Genomic DNA, 19,922 nt, shown 5'->3' on the forward strand with positions numbered 1-19,922 from the left:
CGGAATCATAAAGGTTTGTTAAAACAAAAATCATGCCTTTTGCAGGAAAGTACTGGTTTTTTCCGGTGGTCTTCCAATGACTCCAGCATTCCCCTTAATCACTATGGGACGTTCTATAAGCTTCGGATGTGCTACCATAGCGGCTATGATCTCAGGGTCAGTAAGTTCCTTTCCTTTATAGGATTCAATCCATATCGTTTCTTTCTGGCGTACGAGATCGATGGGGTTAATGTTAAGGATCGCTATTATATCTTTTAATTCGGTAGCATTCAGCGGTGCGTCAAGGTACTTTACGACTTCAAAGGGCTGTCCGGATTCTTCCAACAGTGCCAATCCTTCCCTTGATTTTCCACATCTTGGATTATGGTATATTTTCAGAATAATTTTTTTTGTTATTTTTATGCAAAGTAAGGCATTACTCAATAATAATTGCGTTAAATTAGTTCAACAAAAAATCAACAGAATGCTAATTCTGAGTCATTAAAAAAAAAGTAATATAAATGTTTTTATCCCAGGCTTTTAGGCACCAAAACGAATTGTGGAAATATGCCATCGGTTTTATTATTATCATGGTAGCCTATTTTATAGGACAGCTTCCGCTCACTGCTGCGGTATTGCTAAAGGTATTTTTGGAGGATGCCCCGATGCCAACTACCAACGATGAGGTCTTCGGTTTTTTTACACCCAACCTTACTTTTTTCCTGATGCTCCTGATTTTTGTATTTGCGTTAGCAGCCCTCTACTTAGTAGTTAAAAAACTCCACAAACAGCCTTTTCTGGAGGTAACGACTGCCCGTAAAAAGGTGGATTGGAACCGCATTTTTTTCTCTTTCTCCCTCTGGGGTGCTTTTACGGTGATTACTACTGTTGTCGCGTATTACCTGAATCCCGGAGATTATATCGTAAATTTTAAACTGGGTCCCTTTTTGATCCTGAGTGTTATTGCCATAGTGCTTATTCCGATACAGACCAGCTTTGAAGAATATCTCTTCCGTGGTTATCTGATGCAGGGATTTGGCATGATGGCCCGTAATAAATGGGTACCTCTCGTGCTGACCTCTGTCATTTTTGGCTCCATGCACTTATTGAATCCGGAAGTCGAAAAAATGGGCTATATCATATTGGTCTATTATATTGGTACTGGGTTTCTGTTAGGAATACTGACACTAATGGACGAAGGAATGGAACTAAGTCTGGGTTTCCATGCGGCAAATAACCTTTTTGGAGCCCTGCTGGTTACCGCTGACTGGACTGTATTCAAAACCGATTCTATTTTGCGGGATATTGCAGAACCTACTGCGGGCTTTGATGTGCTATTGCCCGTATGCATCGTATATCCGATTCTTTTAATTATCTTTAGTAAGAAATACAACTGGACAGGATGGAAAGAAAAACTGACCGGGAAGTTATACCCGGAACTTAAAACTGAGAATAACGAAATTGCAAATTAAAATATGAATAATCCGACTTACACCAATGTGCATAACCGTTTTAAGCTGAATGGATTTCAGCTGGACAGGGAAGATTTATGCCGAGTTGCCTACAGCTTTATTAAAGAAGGTGATGATTTTGAAAAACCGGTCGGAATTTTTATCCGGGACTGGTTTGATGATAAAAGTACCATAACGCTTAACAGTTCCGGAACTACCGGAAAGCCGAAATCATTCGAGGTTGATAAACAGGCGATGGTTAATTCTGCGATTGCTACCGGAGATTTTTTTGACCTTAGCCCGGGTAATAAAGTGCTTCACTGCCTGCCTGCAAATTATATCGCAGGGAAGATGATGTTCGTGAGGGGATTTATTTTAGGTCTTGAATTGGATTTTGTTGCCCCAACATCTAACCCTTTGGATCGCAATGAAAATGAATATGATTTTGTTGCAATGGTGCCGCTACAGGTTCAAAATTCACTGGATAAACTGGACAAAGTAAAAAAACTGATTGTAGGGGGTGCCAATCTGAATCAGGATCTTGAAGAGCAACTCAAAGAACTCACCAAAACGATAGTGTATGAAACGTATGGCATGACGGAAACACTAACGCATATTGCGGCGAAGAAAATAGGGGAGGATGCGTTTACCGTATTACCCAATATTACTATTTCACAGGATGATCGACAATGTGTTGTAATCAGTGCGCCTCATATTAGCGACGAGGAAATTGTAACTAATGATCTGATAGGGCTGCTTTCAGACAATCGTTTTGTTTGGCTGGGGCGTGTGGATAATGTGGTCAATAGCGGAGGGATTAAACTGATTCCGGAACAGATTGAAGAAAAGTTACGTACTAAAATAGCCGGCCGATTTTTTCTGACAGGAACAGCAGATCATGATTTAGGCGAAAAATTAGTTCTGGTCATTGAAGGTCCGGAATATCCGATTGATGCCAGCATTTTTGAGGATCTTGGGAAATATGAAAAACCGAAAGAGATCTTTTTTGTTCGAAAATTTGAAGAAACTACCTCCGGAAAACTCCGTAGAAAAGAAACATTGAATATGGTATAACAGCTGTTATGCTAACGATGCAAGGGGCTTTACAGATAGTAAAGCCCTTTTTTTATGTAAAATAAAGTAGCGATGGCCCGTACGCCCTCTTCCAACTGACTTTCGGTGAGTAGTACCGCTTTTTCCATAATAGTATCGCCTTGTATAATGCCATACAAAATAATAGTTTGGATAAAACGCAAAACTTTTTTATCAACAGTTGGGGTTACTGCGATTTATTGTAGGTGCTGGTATCCCACGGATCATACAGGCGGGCCTGGAATTGCTGGGCGATGATGAGGGGATGCTCCGAAACCCATTGCAGCCGCTTGCTGCTCCCGAAAGGAAGGTATTAGAGCGTTTATTACGGCAAATATAAATTCAACCGTTAAATATGTTAAAGGAGTAGGTAGGTCAAAATGATTTTCTACTCCTTTTTTCTTAACATAGATTTTAAAAAATTCCCCTTTTCATTGCGTAACTTTAGGTAAACAATTAATTACGAGTACAATGAACAGATTAAAAGATAAGGTTGCCGTTATCACCGGTGGCGCAGGAAGTATTGGAAAAGCAACGGCTAAATTGTTTTTAGCCCATGGTGCCAAAGTCATGTTGGTTGATTTAAAAGAGGAAGATTTGAAAAAAGCGACTGCAGAACTTAATTCTGATAAAGTGGCCTATATAGTAGCTGATGTTACACAATCAGCAGATGCTGAAAAATATGCTGCTGCAACAGTTTCAAAATTTGGAAAGATTGATGTTTTCTTTAATAATGCCGGGATAGAAGGTGTGGTCAAACCTCTTACAGAATATCCGGAGGAAATTTTTGATAAAGTTTTTGCCGTAAATGTAAAAGGGGTGTGGTTCGGAAATAAAGCCGTATACCCGCAAATGAATGATGGGGGAAGTATTATTATCTCCTCTTCTGTAGCAGGATTGGAAGGAACAGCGAATACTTTAGCCTATACGGCCAGTAAGCACGCTGTGATCGGAATAATGAAAGTATCTGCGTTGGAATTTGCTGCCCGTAAAATAAGGGTGAATACTGTCAATCCATCGCCTGTAGACAATAGGATGATGCGATCGCTTGAGGAAGGTTTCGCTCCGGGACATGCTAAGGAAGCAAAAGATAATCTTGAAAAAACAATACCATTAGGGCGTTATGCGCAACCTGAAGAAATAGCTTCCCTGGTTTTATTCCTGGCTTCAGATGATAGTAAATTCATCACCGGGACATTCAATAGGGTAGATGGAGGAATGGGAGCCTAATTACTGGCTAATTCCCATCGCCATGAAAGTTGGTTTTGGTTGTTTGTAAAAAAGAGTAAAATACATCGTATTTTACTCTTTTTTTATGGTGTTACTTTTGGATAAATTTTATGTAAAACTTTTCTTTGACCAGTGTTACCGGATCACTTTTTTTAGTTGTATACGTTTGGACTGCATTTGTAGGCTCAAGGCGTACTATTTTCTTCCCGATGTTTATTTCTACTGGCATGGAAAAATTAGGGACATCTGTCAGCCATCGGTATTCAAAACCTTCTTTTGTAGTTTTAATTTCTAATTCTGGAATTTTATTGTGCCTTAAATACTGATCAAAAATCGGGGTCAGGTTCCGTTTACTATGGGTATTGAAAAATTGAATCACGGTTTCAGTATCAATAATTTTGTGACGGTAGGTATTCGAGTAGTCCAACAGGAGTTTCCACCATTTTGCATCATCGTTGATAACATTGCGTAAAGTGTTCAGCATCAATGCTCCTTTGAAATACATGTCAATTGACCCTTCATGGTTCACATTATAATCGCCAATAATGGGCCTGTCATTCATGACCCTATTGGCCTGTCCATTGATATATGCCATCGCTTTTTCATAACCAAAGTTGCATTCTACAAAAACAGTCTCAGAATAAGTCGTGAAAGCCTCATGAATCCACATGTCCGCAATATCTTTGGAAGTAATACTATTCCCAAACCATTCGTGCCCGCTTTCATGGATGGTGATATAATCGAATAAAATCCCCACTCCGGATTCTGAAATATCAGTACCGGCATAGCCGTTTTTGTATTTATTGCCATACGCCACAGCACTTTGATGTTCCATTCCCAAATAGGGTGTCTCTACCAGTTTATAACTGTCTTCTGCAAAAGGATAGACTCCAAATTTTGCCTGGAAGCAGTCCATCATAGGTTTAACTTCCTGGAAATGCTCTTTTGCTTTTTCAAGATTGTAAGAAAGCACATAAAAATCGAGGTCTAAATCTTTATAACGCTCTCCAAAGTGTACATAGTCACCAATGTTGACTGTAATATCATAATTATTGATAGGGCTTTTTACTTCCCAGTCCCAACGGGTATAACCATTCTTGAGATCTTCTTTTCCGGTAAACCGTCCATTGGATACGTTCATAAGGCCATTTGGAACAGCTACTTTAATGGTAGCTCCTTCATCCGGTTCATCGGTTTGATGGTCTTTTACAGGATACCACAGGCTGGCACCAGTTCCTTGTACAGCTACCGCAATCCAGTCCTTCCCCTTTTCATCTTTTTTCCATACAAAACCACCATCCCAGGGCGCATTTTTTGCAGCAATAGGTTTTCCCGAATAATAAAAGCGTAATTTTTCTTTGGTATTTTTTTGTAATGGGCGATCAAAGTAAAGAAATACGGCATCATAGTCCCGTTTATACGCTACTGCTTTTCCGTGATACAATATGCTATCTACTTTCATATTTTCAAATAAATCCAACTGTATTTTAGTGGTATTTTCTAAAACTTTGAATGTTATGTCATTGTAGCCTGAAATGAATTTTTCTACCGGGTCTACTTTGATATTCAGGTCATAACGCAGGACATCATAGTCATTCCGTTCCGGTCGTAAAGCACCCCGCAATGAGTCTTTTCGGGTGTAATTTTTTTCTTTACTAAAAAATTGTGCTGTCGCATGCTGCTGGCTCAGGAAGAATATCCCGAAAAACAAAACCTTAGATAAGGTTGCTACCGGTTTCAAATGGGTCATTATAAAATGTTTTAGGTTTTAAAAGTAGGCAATAGAATCATAAAAATACCTAACGAATTGTTAATTTACAAGTTCCTCAAATCGGCTGATTTCTCCTGTATCCTTTCTTTAAAGTAGTTTTTATATTTTGGGCTTTTCAATACCTGGGAGCTATAAATGCCTGAATTGCCAGAACATGCATAGGCACCCAGGCAGGCTAAAGCAATATATATACCGGATTCCATACCAAATAATTCCATGCCCATAATGGAGCACGCAATAGGGGTATGGGTGGCACCTGAAAATACGGCAACAAATCCCATTCCCGCCAAAAGCGCCAGGGGAAGTGGTACAAAAGGGAAAAGTGCATTTCCCAGTGTGGCGCCAATGAAGAAAAGAGGCGTTACTTCACCACCTTTAAACCCCGCTCCCAAGGTAAAAGTGGTCAATAGCATTTTAATAGCGAAATCGTAGGAGGGCAATTCATTGCTAAAGGCCTCAACAATTACAGGTATTCCAAGCCCGATATATTTTGTGGTTCCCAATCCCCAAACGGCTAATGCAATTATAATTCCACCGAGAAATGGCCGTAATGGCGGATAGCTGATTGTGGATTGGAATAGCCCGGACCAAAAGTGCATTGTCCTGGAGAAAATGAAAGCCGATACTCCGAAGACTGCACCACAGCCAAGTGCCCAAAGCAAAGAAATGAAATCCAGTTCCGGTACTTCCGGGATACTATAATGGGTATGTACAACAGAATATAAGAGGCAGAAATAATGGGCACTATAAGCAGCCAAAAAACAGGGAAATACAGCTTCCAATTTCATTTTTCCCAAAACAAGCACTTCAAGCGCAAATACTGCTCCTGCTAAAGGTGTACCAAATACAGCAGCAAATCCGGCGCTAATCCCGATAATAATTAGAATTTTGCGGTCTCCGGGTTTCATGGCAAAGAAACGGGTAAACTGATCGGCAATCGCACCGCCCATTTGTACAGCAGTGCCTTCTCTTCCTGCAGATCCCCCAAAAAGATGAGTAATCAGTGTTCCGAAAAGCACTAACGGAACCATACGAAAAGGGATAGTTGCGCCTGGGTTTTCATAGGTTTCCAGCAGAAGGTTATTTCCTTTCACTACCGTCGTACCCCAATAATGGTAACTCAGCCCGATCAGTAGTCCTCCTATGGGCAATAAGGCAATAATATAGTGATGCGTTTCCCGGAATGCTGTTACTGTGGCTAAACTATTCAGGAAAAAAGCGGAGATGCTCCCAATGAGAAATCCTGCTATCAGGCAGATAAGGATCCATTTTATACCATAGGAAAGCAATGGATAGTGAAGCTGAAATGCAATGCGTTTTGAATTTACTTGTCTGTTCATAATACCTTTTATTTAATACATCTACTGTGGCATAAGCCATTATTGTAGACGTCATCAGCTTTTTAAGGCGGTTCAGGGCAGACATCATTACCATGTGGAACTACAAATATAAAATATATTTTATTTCAAACCAATTATTCCCCTACAATCTCCCGTCCTGTATCTGCATGTTGTGATTCAGGGTTTCGTTTGAGGTACATTAATATGATACCGGCTATAATGAAAGGAATGCTTAGGATTTGTCCCATATTAATCACCAGGTCATCTTCAAATGCCTCTTGGTTTTCTTTATAAAATTCTAAAATAAAACGGGCGGCAAATAGTAAAACCAGGAAAAGCCCAAAAAGGAAACCTTTGGCAAAAGACTGTCTTTTATAGCTATAGAGGTAAAACAATACAACAAAAATAAGTGCATAAGCGAAAGCTTCATACAATTGTGCCGGATGGCGTGGCAACAGATCCTCGCTTTCAAAAATGAAACCGTAATTGCTATTTGTGGGTTTGCCTATGATTTCAGAATTCATAAAATTACCCAACCGAATGAACATTCCGGTCAGTGGCGTCGCAATTGCAACTTTATCCAATATCCATAAGAGGTTAATTTTGGCTCTTTTGCAATATACCAATATGGCAATCAGAATCCCAATAGCACCACCATGGCTTGCCAAACCGCGATAACCAATATATTGAAAATCGCTACCGTTGATTTTAAACGGCAGGAATATTTCCAGGATATGATGGGAATAATATTCAAAATCATAGAAGAGGCAATGCCCAAGACGGGCACCGACCAAAGTACCAACGAATATATAAATGGCAAGCTGATCCAGTTTCTCTACCGGAACATTTTCTTTACGAAACATGCTACGGACAATCAGGTAACCCAATACCAGCCCAGTGGCAAACAGCAGTCCATAATAGCGTAGGGGAATAGTATGGAATAGGTTTATAATTTCAGGGTCGGGGTTCCAGTGTATCGCTCCACTCATGAGTATTGTTTCAATTTTAATTGGTCCGCAAGGTACGAAAATGTTCCTAATGGATAAAGTTATAATACCGGGCACCGCGGAGTACAGGGCTTTCCGTTTCAATATAGTCCAGTACAAATTCATCCTTTGGAGGGAGTATGGACTCTTTAAGTTCTTTTTTATGCAAGGCAGTATAACGCTCCATACTGATGGGTGTACTCTCTTCGAGGATGTTATAGAGTGCTGTCCGTACTACAGCATCTTTCCATTTTGCTTCAATTGTGCCTTCAAAAACCTTTGATTTAGAGCCACTCCCATACGCTATAAAGCCGATCGTATTTCCGGTAGCTTCGATATTATTTTGTGCCTGATAGGCTAACGTTGCAGCCAGCCCAAGAAATAGCGATCCGGTATACATATTCCCTACTACTGAAGAAGCCCATTCCGAAGGGGCAATAGTTTGTTGTACAAAATCGAGGTAAGCAGCGCTTTTGGCAATAGTCTTGATTTGTTCTTTATAATCGGGAGCTGTCGGTAAAAGTTGGATTTCCGGATTTTCGCGGGCATAAATTTCAGTAAAAGTACGCCTGCCCTGATACGCATACGGTAAGTGCATAACGATACTGGACCAATTTTGATAAAGCACTACATTTTCCTGTCCTGTAATTTTTTTATAATGCGTATAGGCTTCAATAATGCGATCGATATAACACGTATTGGAGTATTGCCCATCAAAAACGGGCTGTTCCTGGTGCAGGGCAATTTCATTTTCTAAAATACCAAACCACTCCGGATTGTCCTGTTTTCCGGTAACTGCAGCTTTTGATAAATAGCGTTTCGGTTTGAAAAAATCAAAAACACCACGAGTGCTTACTCCGGTAGCTTCGGAAAAAGAAATCATATCAGGATCCTGTTTGATGTGCATGGCTATTGCACCGGCACCCTGTGTATATTCCCCGGTGGATTCCAGATCGTATTTTGCAAAATCGGTTGCTACAACAATACCTTGTCGTTTCGGATCGAGCCGAATCCAGTCTACCGTATTTTGTAGTGCATCGACACCACCAATACAGGCAAATGTAATGTCCAATACATCGCAATGGCGTAAAGCATGTTTTCCAAATTTCGGTTCCAGTTGCTCTTCTATTAATTGTAAAACATAGGATGCAATGGGTTTGGAGGCATCAATACCGCTTTCAGAGCCAACATATATCCGGCCTATACTTTCGGGATTGATCGTGGCCTGTTGAAAGAGGTTGTACACTGCGTTCGCGGCAAAGGTAATAACATCCTGATGGACATCGGGAAAGGTCATTTTTTGCAATCCAAGGCCTTTGATTAGTTTATCGGGTTCTATATTCCGGTTTTCAGCTAATGTTTTGATGGGCAGATGTATCTTAGGTACTGCTACTGCCAGACTGTCGATTCCTATTTTCATAGCTACAAAAATAAAAAAGGTATTTTTACGAACGCGTAAAAATACCTTTTATTGAAAGAAATACAACCGATTTACGATTATCGTAAAACGAAGTGATTATTTTTTAGAATCCTGAATTTTTTAAAACGATTCCTTTTCCTTTTTTTATTGCAGTAACTTTAATTGGTTTTAAATTTAATTAATATTTTCATCCTCAAATAAATCGTTAATAAAATATTGTAAATATTCAATATCATAAGCCCTAGGAAATGAATATCCATTAACAAATAAAATAGGAGTATAGTTAAAACTATTTTCATCACACCAATTTTTAAACAGCTCATATGTTAAACTAACCTTTTCATCATTTGATTCAGTAAACATTCTTGCAAATCTCGCTCTTTCTCTTTGTGCAACACTTCTAATATTTCTCGAAATCCCTTTTCTCCTTGTTTAAAATATGTATTTAATAAGACTTTATAAAAATCTTGTAATGGGGCTTTTTCAATATTTAAATCTACATTTATTATAAAATTCAGATGTAACTTATCTCTATTCCTATCTAAAATTTCAATTAAGCTTTGATGTAATACTTTGCAATGGGAACAAAATGGGTTTGTAATGATTGAGAGCTCAATTTTAGTCGTTTTATTGCCGATAATGATTTCAGAAGGGTATAAACTTAATGCTTCGTTAAAAAAAAGTGCTTTACTGAAAACTTCATAATTTCTAATTAGTCTATTGGTTTTTATTTGAAATTTTATATGATCTTTTTGTTTTAATAGTAAGTGTTTATAATTTAACCACAATATAGTAAAGGATAGCATTATGATTAAAATAAGGATAAAGGATTTGAGACTGGTCGAAATTTTGTGTAAACAGTTCTTAGTGTTTAATATTACACCTTTCTCCAAATATGACCAAGAACTGATTCATGATTAATCCCCAGCTTGGTATTGCATTTATCCAGCTTTTTTCACAATTTTGTATTGCTAAATAGACTGATTTCTTGACGCTTTTTTCATCTGGGAACTGCACTTTTGTTTTGGTATATTTTCTAATTCCCCTGTTTAAGTTTTCTATTGTATTTGTGGTGTACATTATTTTCCTGATTTCAGCAGGATAGGCCAAAAAAGGCATGAGATTTTCCCAATTCTTTTCCCAGGAGCAAACGGCATATTTATATTTTGCTTCCCAGTTTTTTTTAAATTCAGCCAGAGCTAAAACGGCTTCTTCCTGATTTATTGCAGTATATACTTCTTTCATTGCACTGCAAAATGCTTTTCTATCCTTAACTACTACAAACTTAAGGCTATTCCTTATTTGATGAACAATGCAAAGCTGGGATTCTGTATTTGGAAAAACACCTCTGATAGCTTTTGTAAATCCGGTAAGGTTATCTGTACAGGCAATGAGAATATCCTTTACTCCACGAGATTTTATGTCAGAGAGTACAGTCATCCAAAATGAAGCCGACTCTTCTTTATTTAGCCACATTCCTAATACTTCTTTCTTACCATCTGTTTTTAGTCCGATTACAATGTAAATTGCATGGTTTTCATATTTCCCATCTGTTCTTACTTTCATATGCACAGCATCCATCCAAACAATCAGATACTGTGGTTCTAAAGCCCTTTTAGTCCATAAATCAACATCAGCCAGTATTCTATCAGAGATGGTCGAAATCGTGGACTCACTTACTGATATCCCATAAACTTCTTTAACTTGTTCTACAATATCACTACGGGTCATTCCACGACTGTACATTCCTAAAATAGCATCTTCAATCTTTTCACTCATCGATTGGCCTTTTCCGATGACCTGAGGCTCGAATTCACCATTTCTATCCCGGGGAATAGCCAGGACCATATTGCCCAAAGTCTCTGATTTTATATTCTTTGAGAAAGAACCATTACGGCTATTGCCTGTATTGTATCCGTCAATATTATGCTTCTCATATCCCAGATGAGCATCCAATTCTCCCTGGAGTAGTTGTTCAATGCCTTGTTTATACAGGTCTTGAAAAAAAGTATGGAAGTCTTCTTTGTTTTTAAATTGCTTTGCAAAATCTTTGGGTAATTTACCATCTTCGATCATAATCCGCTCTTTTTAAATTATTTAAATGTAGTTCTTTTAAATTCTATACTTAATGATCTGTTGTTTTTTGGCTAAGCCTTAAAATCTCAAATCAAATTAAAATCAATTTCTACGTTTACACAATCTAACGACTACTCCCAAGGATTGATATAAATATGTGTTATTTCAGTAGTTATGCTTAAATAAATTAATTCTACACCTATTATTGCAACTATAAATAAGCAAAGTATACACCATTTTTTTTCAATAAACTTTTGGAAATATAAAGAAAGCAAAATGATAGGTATACTACTAAATAGAACTATTTTTTGAATTTGCATAAATTCATTTATTTTATTGGCAAATAAAAACACAATTATTCCACTGAATTGACTTATAAAAAATACAATGCTCAAATCACTAAAATCAATAAATTTTTGAATTTTCCATTTTTTTGAGGAAAGTAAAGTACTACACGAATTAAGATTGCAAATAGAATCAAGTAATTTAAAATCAAAACCAATTAAGCTTTTTAGTGATAATATAGATAATAAAATACCTATAAATACAAGGCAGATAAAAAATGATATTTGTTCTGAAATTCTAGAAGTTATGCATAAACTAAGAAATAACAATAGCAATACAATCAATAATAGTAAAGAGGGATTATTTTTTCGGGGTTTGATGATCTGCTTTTGATCTATTTCTATATGTAGTACGATATTGCACCAACTACTCTTTAAAGTACTTAATTCTATTTTATTTCTTTTTGAATTATATATAGAAAAGTAGTAATCACCTTTCTTTTCTATTAAGTAAAGATTTTTTTTATCCTGTTCATCAATAAGTAAACAAATGAATTTATTTGGTAATAAATTTAAATCAGAAAATTGAACTTCAAAGAAGCTGTTTGAAATATTAAAAAAATTTAAAGTATCTGATATTGATAATAAAGAAGAGGAATCGGGGTGTGATTGGATTTGAAATAGAAATTCTGACTTATCATATAATACCTTTCTTGGTCCAAAAGCAAAAAAATGGCATTGTAGTCATTTAACATGTCGAAATATTATTTAGTATAAATGATTGAAAGCAAAAGACACTTCCAATCATTTATGATTCAGAATTACAATTGTGCTAAATACGGACTTAACTGATTTGGTGGATTATTTGGATGTGCATCCCATGGCATTCCAGGATAGACATAACAACCATTTTCATTAATAAAATATGGGGTAGGCGGTGCTAATTCATTTGGTCCCCCTCCACGGATGTCAATAACATTATCACTTCTTCTTCTACACCAAGTTACAATACCTCCTGAAATGGATTTCAATTCATTTCGATCAAGTTTTTTAAAATTTTCCATTAATTAGATTAAATTAGGTTAATAAGATGGTAATATAGTTATATATAACTTATATTTAAGTAATTTATTTTATTTTATTTTTTTAATAGAATAGTATATTGATTGAATTGGATTTTAATGAATAATTTATATAATAATATTTTTCCTTAGAATAAATTTTTAAAAGTATCTCCTTGTTTAATATCTCCAGTTGTGAATCCCTTTTTAAACCAATACATCCGCTGTTCTGAAGTGCCGTGGGTAAAGGAATCGGGAACTACCTGCCCCTGCATTTTCTTTTGGATGGCATCGTCTCCTACAGCATTGGCAGCACTAAGCGCCTGTTCTATATCGCCGGCTTCTAGGATATGATTTTCTTTTTCATTGTAATGTGCCCATAAACCGGCATAGAAATCGGCTTGTAACTCTAAGGCTACCGAAAGTTTATTGGCCTCTTTTTCGCTCATTCCTTGTTGCATCTGCCGCACTTTGGCAGAGGTTCCCAATAGGGTCTGAACATGGTGTCCCATTTCGTGGGCAACTACATATGCAACTGCATACTCACCACCTTCTGCACCAAAGCGTGTTTTTAATTCTTCAAAAAAAGACATGTCCATATAGACTTGCTGGTCAGCAGGACAGTAAAAAGGCCCAGTGGCAGCACTGGCACCGCCACAGGCTGTTTGTGTCGAATTCTTGAACAAAATTAATTTTGGAGCCTTATAAGTCATACCATTCTCTTTGAAAATTTGTGTCCAGGCATCTTCATTATATCCTACTAAGGCATTTACAAAGTCTTGTGTTTGGAGTTCTTCAGTGGTTAAAGCTCTTTCAGTGGTTGATCCATTCCCTTGTTCCTGAAGTTGCTGCTGCACCTGATCCAGGAGTTGGGAAGAATCCCCACCCATGAACATATTAATCAGTAGAATGATGATACCAATGGCACCACCGCCTAATGCTACTTTACCACCGGAAAGCCCTCTTCGGTCTTCCACATTTGTACTACGTCTACCACCTTGCCATTTCATAGGTTTTTGTTTTAGGGTTATTCAAATGTAAAAAAAAAAGCATTAGGATTACTAATGCTTTTTAGACTTTCATAAAAATAGAAACCGGATTTAAGCTTAAAAATCAGAAGAACCAATTTCGTCAATTTCCGAGGTAGCATCGGTGCCAACGATCTGTTCATACAGCGTATATATTACACAGTAGAGGAAAGGCATGGTAAACAATATCCCGATACAAAAAGCAAACAATCCAAGCATAGCGCCAATTGCAGCAATAATGTAAATTAATAAAATCATGAAGAAACCTTTCAGTACAATTGAAACACTATTTTTTATAGCATCACCGATCGTGAGGTCCCCGAAAATAATCAATGGAATCACCAAAAGGGTACCCAGGCTTACAATCAAGCTTAAAACAGTTCCGGCAAAAGGAACAATGGTAAATTCTAAGGCAGTCGTAATACAGGCATTCAATAAAGAGATCAGTATCCCTGAAAAAAACAGGCGGGAGAAATAAGGCCCGGAATAATAACTGAACATAAAAGAGACTTCCACTTCTTCATCGTGTGCAGCAGCATAACACATTTTAAGCAGGCCCGCTGTAAAGGGTGCCATAATACCGGAAATTAAGGCAATTACAGCGATATAACCAATGATATAAGGTGTACTAAAACTGGTGATATCAAAACCAGCCATATCTTCGCTGAATTTTCCTGAAGAATAAAGATAGCCCGATGCTGTAAGCGCAATGGCCATGATAAGTGCAAAGAGTAAAAGAATGGCTACTGTAGCCTTTAAAACTACTTTTTTATAGTTCTCAAATGATTTTTCAATGATAGTGCCAAGGTCAATAGAATAGCCCTTTTCATTAATTTCCTGTATCCTTCTTTTGATGAGATTGGTCATAGTTTATTTTTTTGCAATAATAAGAAATCTAAAAATATACACGCCTATTTTAGCGGCTTTTTTATAGCTATAATCAGCGTCTTTTTGAGTACTGAAAACAGCCTCTAAATCGATTCTGGAAACAGTTATTTATGTAAGCTTATTTTAGGATGTGCTGGCTTAATATCAGGTATACTTCATTGATATTATTATCTTTTCCAAATTCTTTTCGGATTGGGACCGGTTCGCCTTTGATCCATATTTTTAAAATAGCATCTAAATCCATTAATCCGGCACTTTCTTTTGAAAAACGCAATATACTGGTGTAAGGGATGGACTGATAATCAACTTTACTTCCGGTGAGTCCTTGTTTGTCTACCAGGATGAGCCTTTTTGTGGTAAAGACAAAACGATCCCGTATTACCTTATAGGCCTTTTCAATGGTTTCCCCGGGAATTAATATGGATTTGAACTCCTCGTTGATTTTGTCAATTGATACTTCTGATGCCTGCCCCATAAGGGCATTAAATAATCCCATGCTTATTGTGTTATTGGTTAATTTTTGCGATGCGTAATAAAATCGGAAAATTAGCCTTTTTTTTCGGATTCGGGCCCCAGGTTTTTTGCAAATCGTCGAATAGTAGTGCTACCGGATCTTTACCGTTTTTTGTTTTGTAATGCTGTACTGCGGACCAGGTAGATAAATAACCCACCAAATCTTCAATCGACCAGGAATAGGTATTCTCAAACGTTCTGGTATTCAGATCTTCAAAGGGGAATGGAATGGTGGTGTAATTGTCATCAATGTATTTGCGTTCGGCATCCCAGTAGGGGCCAATGATGTCTTTATAAAAATGTTGTAGGATGGCATTTGTGTCACCTTCCATCGAAAAAACACCATAACCGAGCACTGCAAGCACGCCTTCTTTTTTTGATGTACGGCGTACTTCGGCATAAAAAGCCTCAAAATCGAACCAGTGAATAGCCTGGGCAACCGTAATTAAATCAAAAGAAGCCGCATCGAAATCGGTTTGCTCCGCCGGCTGTATGCTATAGTGTAGATTGTCTTTTGTAACCGCATTTTCAATCTGATTCGCACTAATATCCGTCGCAACGACGGTCGTAAAGTTTTCGGCAAGCACTTTGGCGACCTGTCCATTGCCCGTGCCACAATCCCAGGCAGCAGTTTTGTCATTGCAAAAACTAAAAATGTAAGGATATACAGCTGCAGGATATTCCGGACGGAAGGCAGCATAATCGGCTGAATTTTTGGAAAAATTGTCTTTCATTGCGTTATCGGTTGAATTTAAAAATTTGGGTATCCGGATTGGCTTTGCCCGTATACAGATCACGAATCATTTCGGCAGCGATGACACTAAAGGTAATGCCGTTGCCACCATAGCCTAAGGCAAAATACATGTCTTTATGTTCAGGGTGTTCCCCGATGAAGGGGAGGCCATCCTTGGTTTCACCAAAAGTTCCGCACCAGTAGAAATCAAGTTCTATTTTACTTTCCGGGAATAGTTTTTTAAAGCGTTTCAGGATGGCATCATTTTTCTTTTCCATCAGCTTATCGCGCCTTTTGGGATCCTGGAAGGGTTCATCGAAGCCACCCAACATAATCCGGTTATCGGAAGTGGTACGAATGTAAATGTAGGGGCGTGCCGTTTCCCAGATCAGGCAGCGTTCGTTCCAGAAATCAGTATCTTTTAAAGGCTTACTTACTAATACATAGGTCGAGTTGAGCTTCATTACTTTTTCATTCAACAGGCTTTCTGATTCGAAACCCGGTGCCGCAACGATCTTTTTTGCTTTGATGCGCTGCTTTTTTTCGGTATGTGCAACAATCCCATCACCTGTATTTTCAATTTTGATAATGTCCGTATGGCTATAGACGATCAATCCGCATGTCTTTTTGTAATGCTCCAGGATTTTCTGGCAAAGCAAATAAGTATCCACTTGTGCAGAGCAGTCATTGTACAAGGCATTCCTGCGGTCAATATTAAATTTTTCCTTCAGGGTTGCCCTATCCAGCAGGGTTACCGGCAACTGATGTTTTTTTCGAATGGCATATTCTTTTTCCAAATCCTTGGCACCATGCCTGTCTGAAGCAAGATACAGGCTGGATTTTCGGCTAAAGTCACAAGAAATCCCTAACTTTTTTATAATTCCTTCTAATGTGGTTATGGATTCCAAACACAATTTATAAGCCCTGACGGCAGCTTCTTCGCCAACAAGGTCAATGAGCTCGAACAGGAAGACATCGATTTCATATTGAAGTTGTGCAGTACTGGCCGTCGTACTTCCGGTAGAGACCATACGGCGGTCAACGATGGCACATTTTACACCGGCTTCACATAAAAAATGAGCCGTTAATGCACCGGTGATGCCGGAACCGATGATCAGTACTTCTGTTTCAAGATCGGAATCGAGAGTATGGTAGTCTTTGGAAAGGCCGTTTTTAATCAGCCAGAAGGGTAATCCTGATTTAAGGTTCATAAGCAGGTTGCATTAGTCTTTTCAGTGGTGGATTGAAAATCTTTTATTTTGGTATTTATAAAATAACGAAAATAAAGGGACATTCTCAGGCTGTTTAACAAATGAATAATAGCATTTTGAATCCATTTCAGATCTTTTTGCTTTTTTTTGGGGATGCAAAAGCAATCCGCATGACATTTATAGGGATTGCGACAAACTAAACTTTAAGCTGAAATACAGTTGTTGAAGTTGTTTTTCAAAAGGGTGATGGGTATATTTGTTTCAGAGCGGCTTCGAATATTTCGAACACGCTATTTTTAATAAACTATTAAAGAATTAGCAATGCCATTGTTACCCGATTTTCAACCGATAGATTCCGCCACCTGGGAGCGTAAGCCTTACTTTGATTATTTTTATGACACCATAAAATGCAAATACAACATCAATGCGAATGTTGATATTAGCCAATTAGTGCAGCAGGTAAAAGAGAAGGAATTGAAATTTTTTCCTGTTTTCCTCTATATAATCATGCGATCTGTGAATCAGAATAAAGAATTCCGGATGAGTTTTGATCCCGATGGCAAGTTAGGCTATTGGAATTATGTACTGCCTTCGTATACTATTTTTCATGAGGAAGACAAAACCTTTTCCGATATCTGGAGTGACTACCATGAAGATTTTAGTACTTTTTATACCACTGTTTGTAACGATATGGAAACCTATGCCAACGTAAAAGCGATCAAAGCCCGCCTGGATCGTCCTGCGAATTATTGCCCGGTATCGGCATTGCCGTGGTTGAGTTTTACAGGCTTTAACCAGGACACTTATTCAGAATCTACGATGTTATTCCCCTTAATCCGTTTTGGGAAATTCTTTCAGGAGGGTGATAAAATATTATTGCCTGTGGCAGTATTTGTCAACCATGCCGTAGCCGATGGCTACCATACCTGTAAATTAATAAATGATATGGAGAAATACGCCACTACGGCAGGAGACTGGCTGAAACTGTAGCGATTATTTTTTTATACCCCGCAGCGCATATACCATTGGTATTTTATTTCCTAAGTGTTCAATTCTGTATTTTCCGGGTTCAGATTCTATTGTATTTTGGAAACAATTATACGGAGAATAATCATATTCCCGGAAAGTGTCGATGCTGATACCTTCCTTGACCAGGTTGTCAAAAACTTCACTAAGGGCATGATTCCAATTCACGGATTCCAATGTAACAGCAGCCTCTTTCTCGGCATAAGTTCCAGTAGTAGTTTCTATTATAGCCGATGACTTAAAGTATTGATAGGCTACATTTTCAAAAGCATCATCAAACATCCATACTACAGGGTGGAATTCTGCAAAAACAAAGTTTCCACCCGGTTTTAAGAATTTTGAAATTACCTGTGCCCATTTTTGCAGGTCAGGAAGCCATCCAATAGTTCCATAACTGGTAAATACCAGGTCAAATTGCGCATCGAGATACTTTGGAAGGTCATAAAGGTCACAACAGATAAATTCTGCATGGATTCCCGATTCTTTGGAAAGCCTTTTGGCACTCTCAATAGCAACATCCGATAAGTCAACTCCTGTAACCAGGGCACCCATTCGGGCTAAAGAGAGGCTGTCCTGCCCAAAGTGGCATTGCAGGTGTAATATTTTCTTGTCCCTAACATCCCCCAGCAATTCCAGTTCAATGCTATTAAGGGAGGAATTTCCCTGAAGAAATCCCTGGACATTATAAAAATCAGAGGTCAGGTGCAAGGGCGTACGCTTGTTCCAGGATTCCCGGTTGATAGTAATATAATCTTCTTCGTTTGTCATGAGTTCTATTTTTCGGAGATGATCCGGGGTAGGGCTTACTTTGTCTTTTGGTTGATGGTATCGATGGCAACCTGCAGGTAATAGGTTTCAATTTCTGAGGCAACATCCGTTTTGGGATCGAGCAGGTCATCAGGCAGTATGCCTTCACCAATGGTGCTATATGCTTTTTTCGAACGATCGATCAGTGTGCCATTGGTCAGGATCAGGAAAGCACCGTCAGAAAGTTTATACTCCTGATTATCGGAGGTCAGTCCGTTGGTAGGCCTTCCAATTTGGGTTACATTTTTTTGTCCTTTAAAAGCGGCTACTATAAATTCACCCGAACTGGCCGTTTTGTTATCTGTTAAGATGATAATAGGTCTGGTAGTGTATTTAATTTTGGGAGCTGCTTCAAAAGTGTACAACAGCCTTTTGCCAAAATATACTTTTCCTTTTTTATAAGTATAGAAGGTACTAACATTAGTTATATTCACAGATCCCACAACCTGTGGATGATCTAATAAAGGCTGGATTGCAGCATACATAGGCGTAAACATTCCCCCTTCGTTTCCGCGTACATCAATAATCCATCCTTTGGGATTCTGGCTGCTCAATTCCTCCAAAGCGGCATAGAAATTACCAACATATTCGTTCCAGTCGTCATCATTCAGATTGCCGATAGCGGGTATGGATAGATAGGCATACTGCTGGTCGATCATTCGAAAATTGATGTTTGGGAATTCGAACCCCTGGTCCCTGTAGCGTTTATAAAAAGAGCTTACCATTTCCGGAGGGGCAAAATGGGAATGGGCATCCTTCATCTGGTCTAAGGCATATTGGATAGCAGGATACGTCATTCGTAGCGTCTTGGCATCCTTTGCAGCCTCCAGTGTTTTAGTGTAAACTTCCGGCCAGTTGATCTCGGAACGGTGGAGCGCATTGCTCTTCATCACGTCTAAGGCACTGATCACATATTTTTTAATACTGTCCTGTTGTGCCTGTAGTTTTGAACTGCAGCACAGCAGTAATAGTAAGAGCAAAGGAAATAGCTTTTTCATAGTAGTATGGGGGTATCAGTTTGATGGT

General features: G+C 38.3%; 21 protein-coding genes and 1 riboswitch. Of the genes, 5 read left to right on the plus strand and 16 right to left on the minus strand.

Annotated elements, in window-relative coordinates:
* Positions 1-30 precede the first annotated feature (30 nt).
* Positions 31-381: an arsenate reductase (glutaredoxin) gene (arsC, locus tag FK004_RS13615; RefSeq protein ID WP_108738847.1), complete on the minus strand. Its 351-nt coding sequence runs from the start codon at positions 379-381 to the stop codon at positions 31-33.
* 119 nt (positions 382-500) lie between these two features.
* Between arsC and FK004_RS13620 the strand changes: the two genes are divergently transcribed.
* Positions 501-1,451 (plus strand): CPBP family intramembrane glutamic endopeptidase, encoded by a 951-nt coding sequence (locus tag FK004_RS13620; RefSeq protein WP_108737755.1) that lies wholly within the window; start codon positions 501-503, stop codon positions 1,449-1,451.
* A 3-nt stretch (positions 1,452-1,454) separates the two neighbouring features.
* The gene (locus FK004_RS13625) at positions 1,455-2,504 is read left to right on the plus strand and encodes an AMP-binding protein (RefSeq protein WP_108737756.1); all 1,050 of its coding nucleotides are present in this window, start codon (positions 1,455-1,457) and stop codon (positions 2,502-2,504) included.
* Positions 2,505-2,533: 29 nt separating this feature from the next.
* On the opposite strand, the gene FK004_RS19230 is transcribed toward FK004_RS13625, so the two are convergent.
* A complete protein-coding gene (locus tag FK004_RS19230; protein WP_157956107.1) occupies positions 2,534-2,686 on the minus strand; it encodes a hypothetical protein in 153 nt (50 codons plus the stop codon).
* A gap of 17 nt (positions 2,687-2,703) precedes the next feature.
* Between FK004_RS19230 and FK004_RS19235 the strand changes: the two genes are divergently transcribed.
* The gene (locus tag FK004_RS19235; RefSeq protein WP_157956108.1) at positions 2,704-2,862 is read left to right on the plus strand and encodes a hypothetical protein; all 159 of its coding nucleotides are present in this window, start codon (positions 2,704-2,706) and stop codon (positions 2,860-2,862) included.
* A gap of 131 nt (positions 2,863-2,993) precedes the next feature.
* Positions 2,994-3,752: an SDR family NAD(P)-dependent oxidoreductase gene (locus tag FK004_RS13630; RefSeq protein ID WP_108737757.1), complete on the plus strand. Its 759-nt coding sequence runs from the start codon at positions 2,994-2,996 to the stop codon at positions 3,750-3,752.
* 91 nt (positions 3,753-3,843) lie between these two features.
* On the opposite strand, the gene FK004_RS13635 is transcribed toward FK004_RS13630, so the two are convergent.
* The 12 genes from FK004_RS13635 to FK004_RS13700 all read right to left on the minus strand — a co-directional run bounded on the left by FK004_RS13635 (position 3,844) and on the right by FK004_RS13700 (position 17,063).
* Positions 3,844-5,502: a M1 family metallopeptidase gene (locus FK004_RS13635; protein WP_108737758.1), complete on the minus strand. Its 1,659-nt coding sequence runs from the start codon at positions 5,500-5,502 to the stop codon at positions 3,844-3,846.
* 65 nt (positions 5,503-5,567) lie between these two features.
* A complete protein-coding gene (locus FK004_RS13640; protein ID WP_108737759.1) occupies positions 5,568-6,863 on the minus strand; it encodes a voltage-gated chloride channel family protein in 1,296 nt (431 codons plus the stop codon).
* Positions 6,864-6,901: 38 nt separating this feature from the next.
* Positions 6,902-6,964: riboswitch (Fluoride riboswitch) on the minus strand.
* A gap of 33 nt (positions 6,965-6,997) precedes the next feature.
* On the minus strand, positions 6,998-7,852 hold the full coding sequence (lgt, locus tag FK004_RS13645) for a prolipoprotein diacylglyceryl transferase (RefSeq protein ID WP_108737760.1): 855 nt from the start codon (positions 7,850-7,852) through the stop codon (positions 6,998-7,000).
* 46 nt (positions 7,853-7,898) lie between these two features.
* Complete coding sequence (locus FK004_RS13650; protein ID WP_108737761.1) at positions 7,899-9,269, minus strand: hydroxymethylglutaryl-CoA synthase family protein; 1,371 nt, start codon at positions 9,267-9,269, stop codon at positions 7,899-7,901.
* Positions 9,270-9,595: 326 nt separating this feature from the next.
* Positions 9,596-10,075: a thioredoxin domain-containing protein gene (locus FK004_RS13660; protein WP_108737763.1), complete on the minus strand. Its 480-nt coding sequence runs from the start codon at positions 10,073-10,075 to the stop codon at positions 9,596-9,598.
* A gap of 58 nt (positions 10,076-10,133) precedes the next feature.
* A complete protein-coding gene (locus tag FK004_RS13665; protein ID WP_108735429.1) occupies positions 10,134-11,345 on the minus strand; it encodes an IS256 family transposase in 1,212 nt (403 codons plus the stop codon).
* Between the two features lie 1,105 nt (positions 11,346-12,450).
* On the minus strand, positions 12,451-12,693 hold the full coding sequence (locus FK004_RS13675; RefSeq protein WP_108737765.1) for a bacteriocin-like protein: 243 nt from the start codon (positions 12,691-12,693) through the stop codon (positions 12,451-12,453).
* Positions 12,694-12,839: 146 nt separating this feature from the next.
* Positions 12,840-13,700, minus strand: coding sequence for a KPN_02809 family neutral zinc metallopeptidase (gene ypfJ, locus FK004_RS13680; protein WP_108737766.1), 861 nt, complete (start codon positions 13,698-13,700; stop codon positions 12,840-12,842).
* A 96-nt stretch (positions 13,701-13,796) separates the two neighbouring features.
* Complete coding sequence (locus FK004_RS13685; RefSeq protein WP_108737767.1) at positions 13,797-14,585, minus strand: hypothetical protein; 789 nt, start codon at positions 14,583-14,585, stop codon at positions 13,797-13,799.
* A gap of 139 nt (positions 14,586-14,724) precedes the next feature.
* A complete protein-coding gene (locus tag FK004_RS13690) occupies positions 14,725-15,102 on the minus strand; it encodes a PH domain-containing protein (RefSeq protein WP_108737768.1) in 378 nt (125 codons plus the stop codon).
* Positions 15,103-15,112: 10 nt separating this feature from the next.
* Positions 15,113-15,853: a class I SAM-dependent methyltransferase gene (locus FK004_RS13695; RefSeq protein ID WP_108737769.1), complete on the minus strand. Its 741-nt coding sequence runs from the start codon at positions 15,851-15,853 to the stop codon at positions 15,113-15,115.
* Between the two features lie 4 nt (positions 15,854-15,857).
* Positions 15,858-17,063 (minus strand): NAD(P)/FAD-dependent oxidoreductase, encoded by a 1,206-nt coding sequence (locus tag FK004_RS13700; RefSeq protein ID WP_108737770.1) that lies wholly within the window; start codon positions 17,061-17,063, stop codon positions 15,858-15,860.
* A gap of 321 nt (positions 17,064-17,384) precedes the next feature.
* Here FK004_RS13700 and FK004_RS13705 point away from each other — a divergent pair, with 321 nt between their 5' ends.
* The gene (locus FK004_RS13705) at positions 17,385-18,053 is read left to right on the plus strand and encodes a CatA-like O-acetyltransferase (protein WP_108737771.1); all 669 of its coding nucleotides are present in this window, start codon (positions 17,385-17,387) and stop codon (positions 18,051-18,053) included.
* A gap of 3 nt (positions 18,054-18,056) precedes the next feature.
* Here the strand turns inward: FK004_RS13705 and FK004_RS13710 are convergent, their stop codons facing one another.
* Positions 18,057-18,857 carry a class I SAM-dependent methyltransferase gene (locus FK004_RS13710; protein ID WP_108737772.1) on the minus strand — a complete coding sequence of 267 codons (801 nt, stop codon included), beginning with the start codon at positions 18,855-18,857 and terminating at the stop codon, positions 18,057-18,059.
* 35 nt (positions 18,858-18,892) lie between these two features.
* Positions 18,893-19,894, minus strand: coding sequence for a S41 family peptidase (locus tag FK004_RS13715; protein ID WP_108737773.1), 1,002 nt, complete (start codon positions 19,892-19,894; stop codon positions 18,893-18,895).
* Positions 19,895-19,922: the final 28 nt, after the last annotated feature.

This window comes from Flavobacterium kingsejongi, from assembly GCF_003076475.1.
Lineage (GTDB): Bacteria > Bacteroidota > Bacteroidia > Flavobacteriales > Flavobacteriaceae > Flavobacterium > Flavobacterium kingsejongi.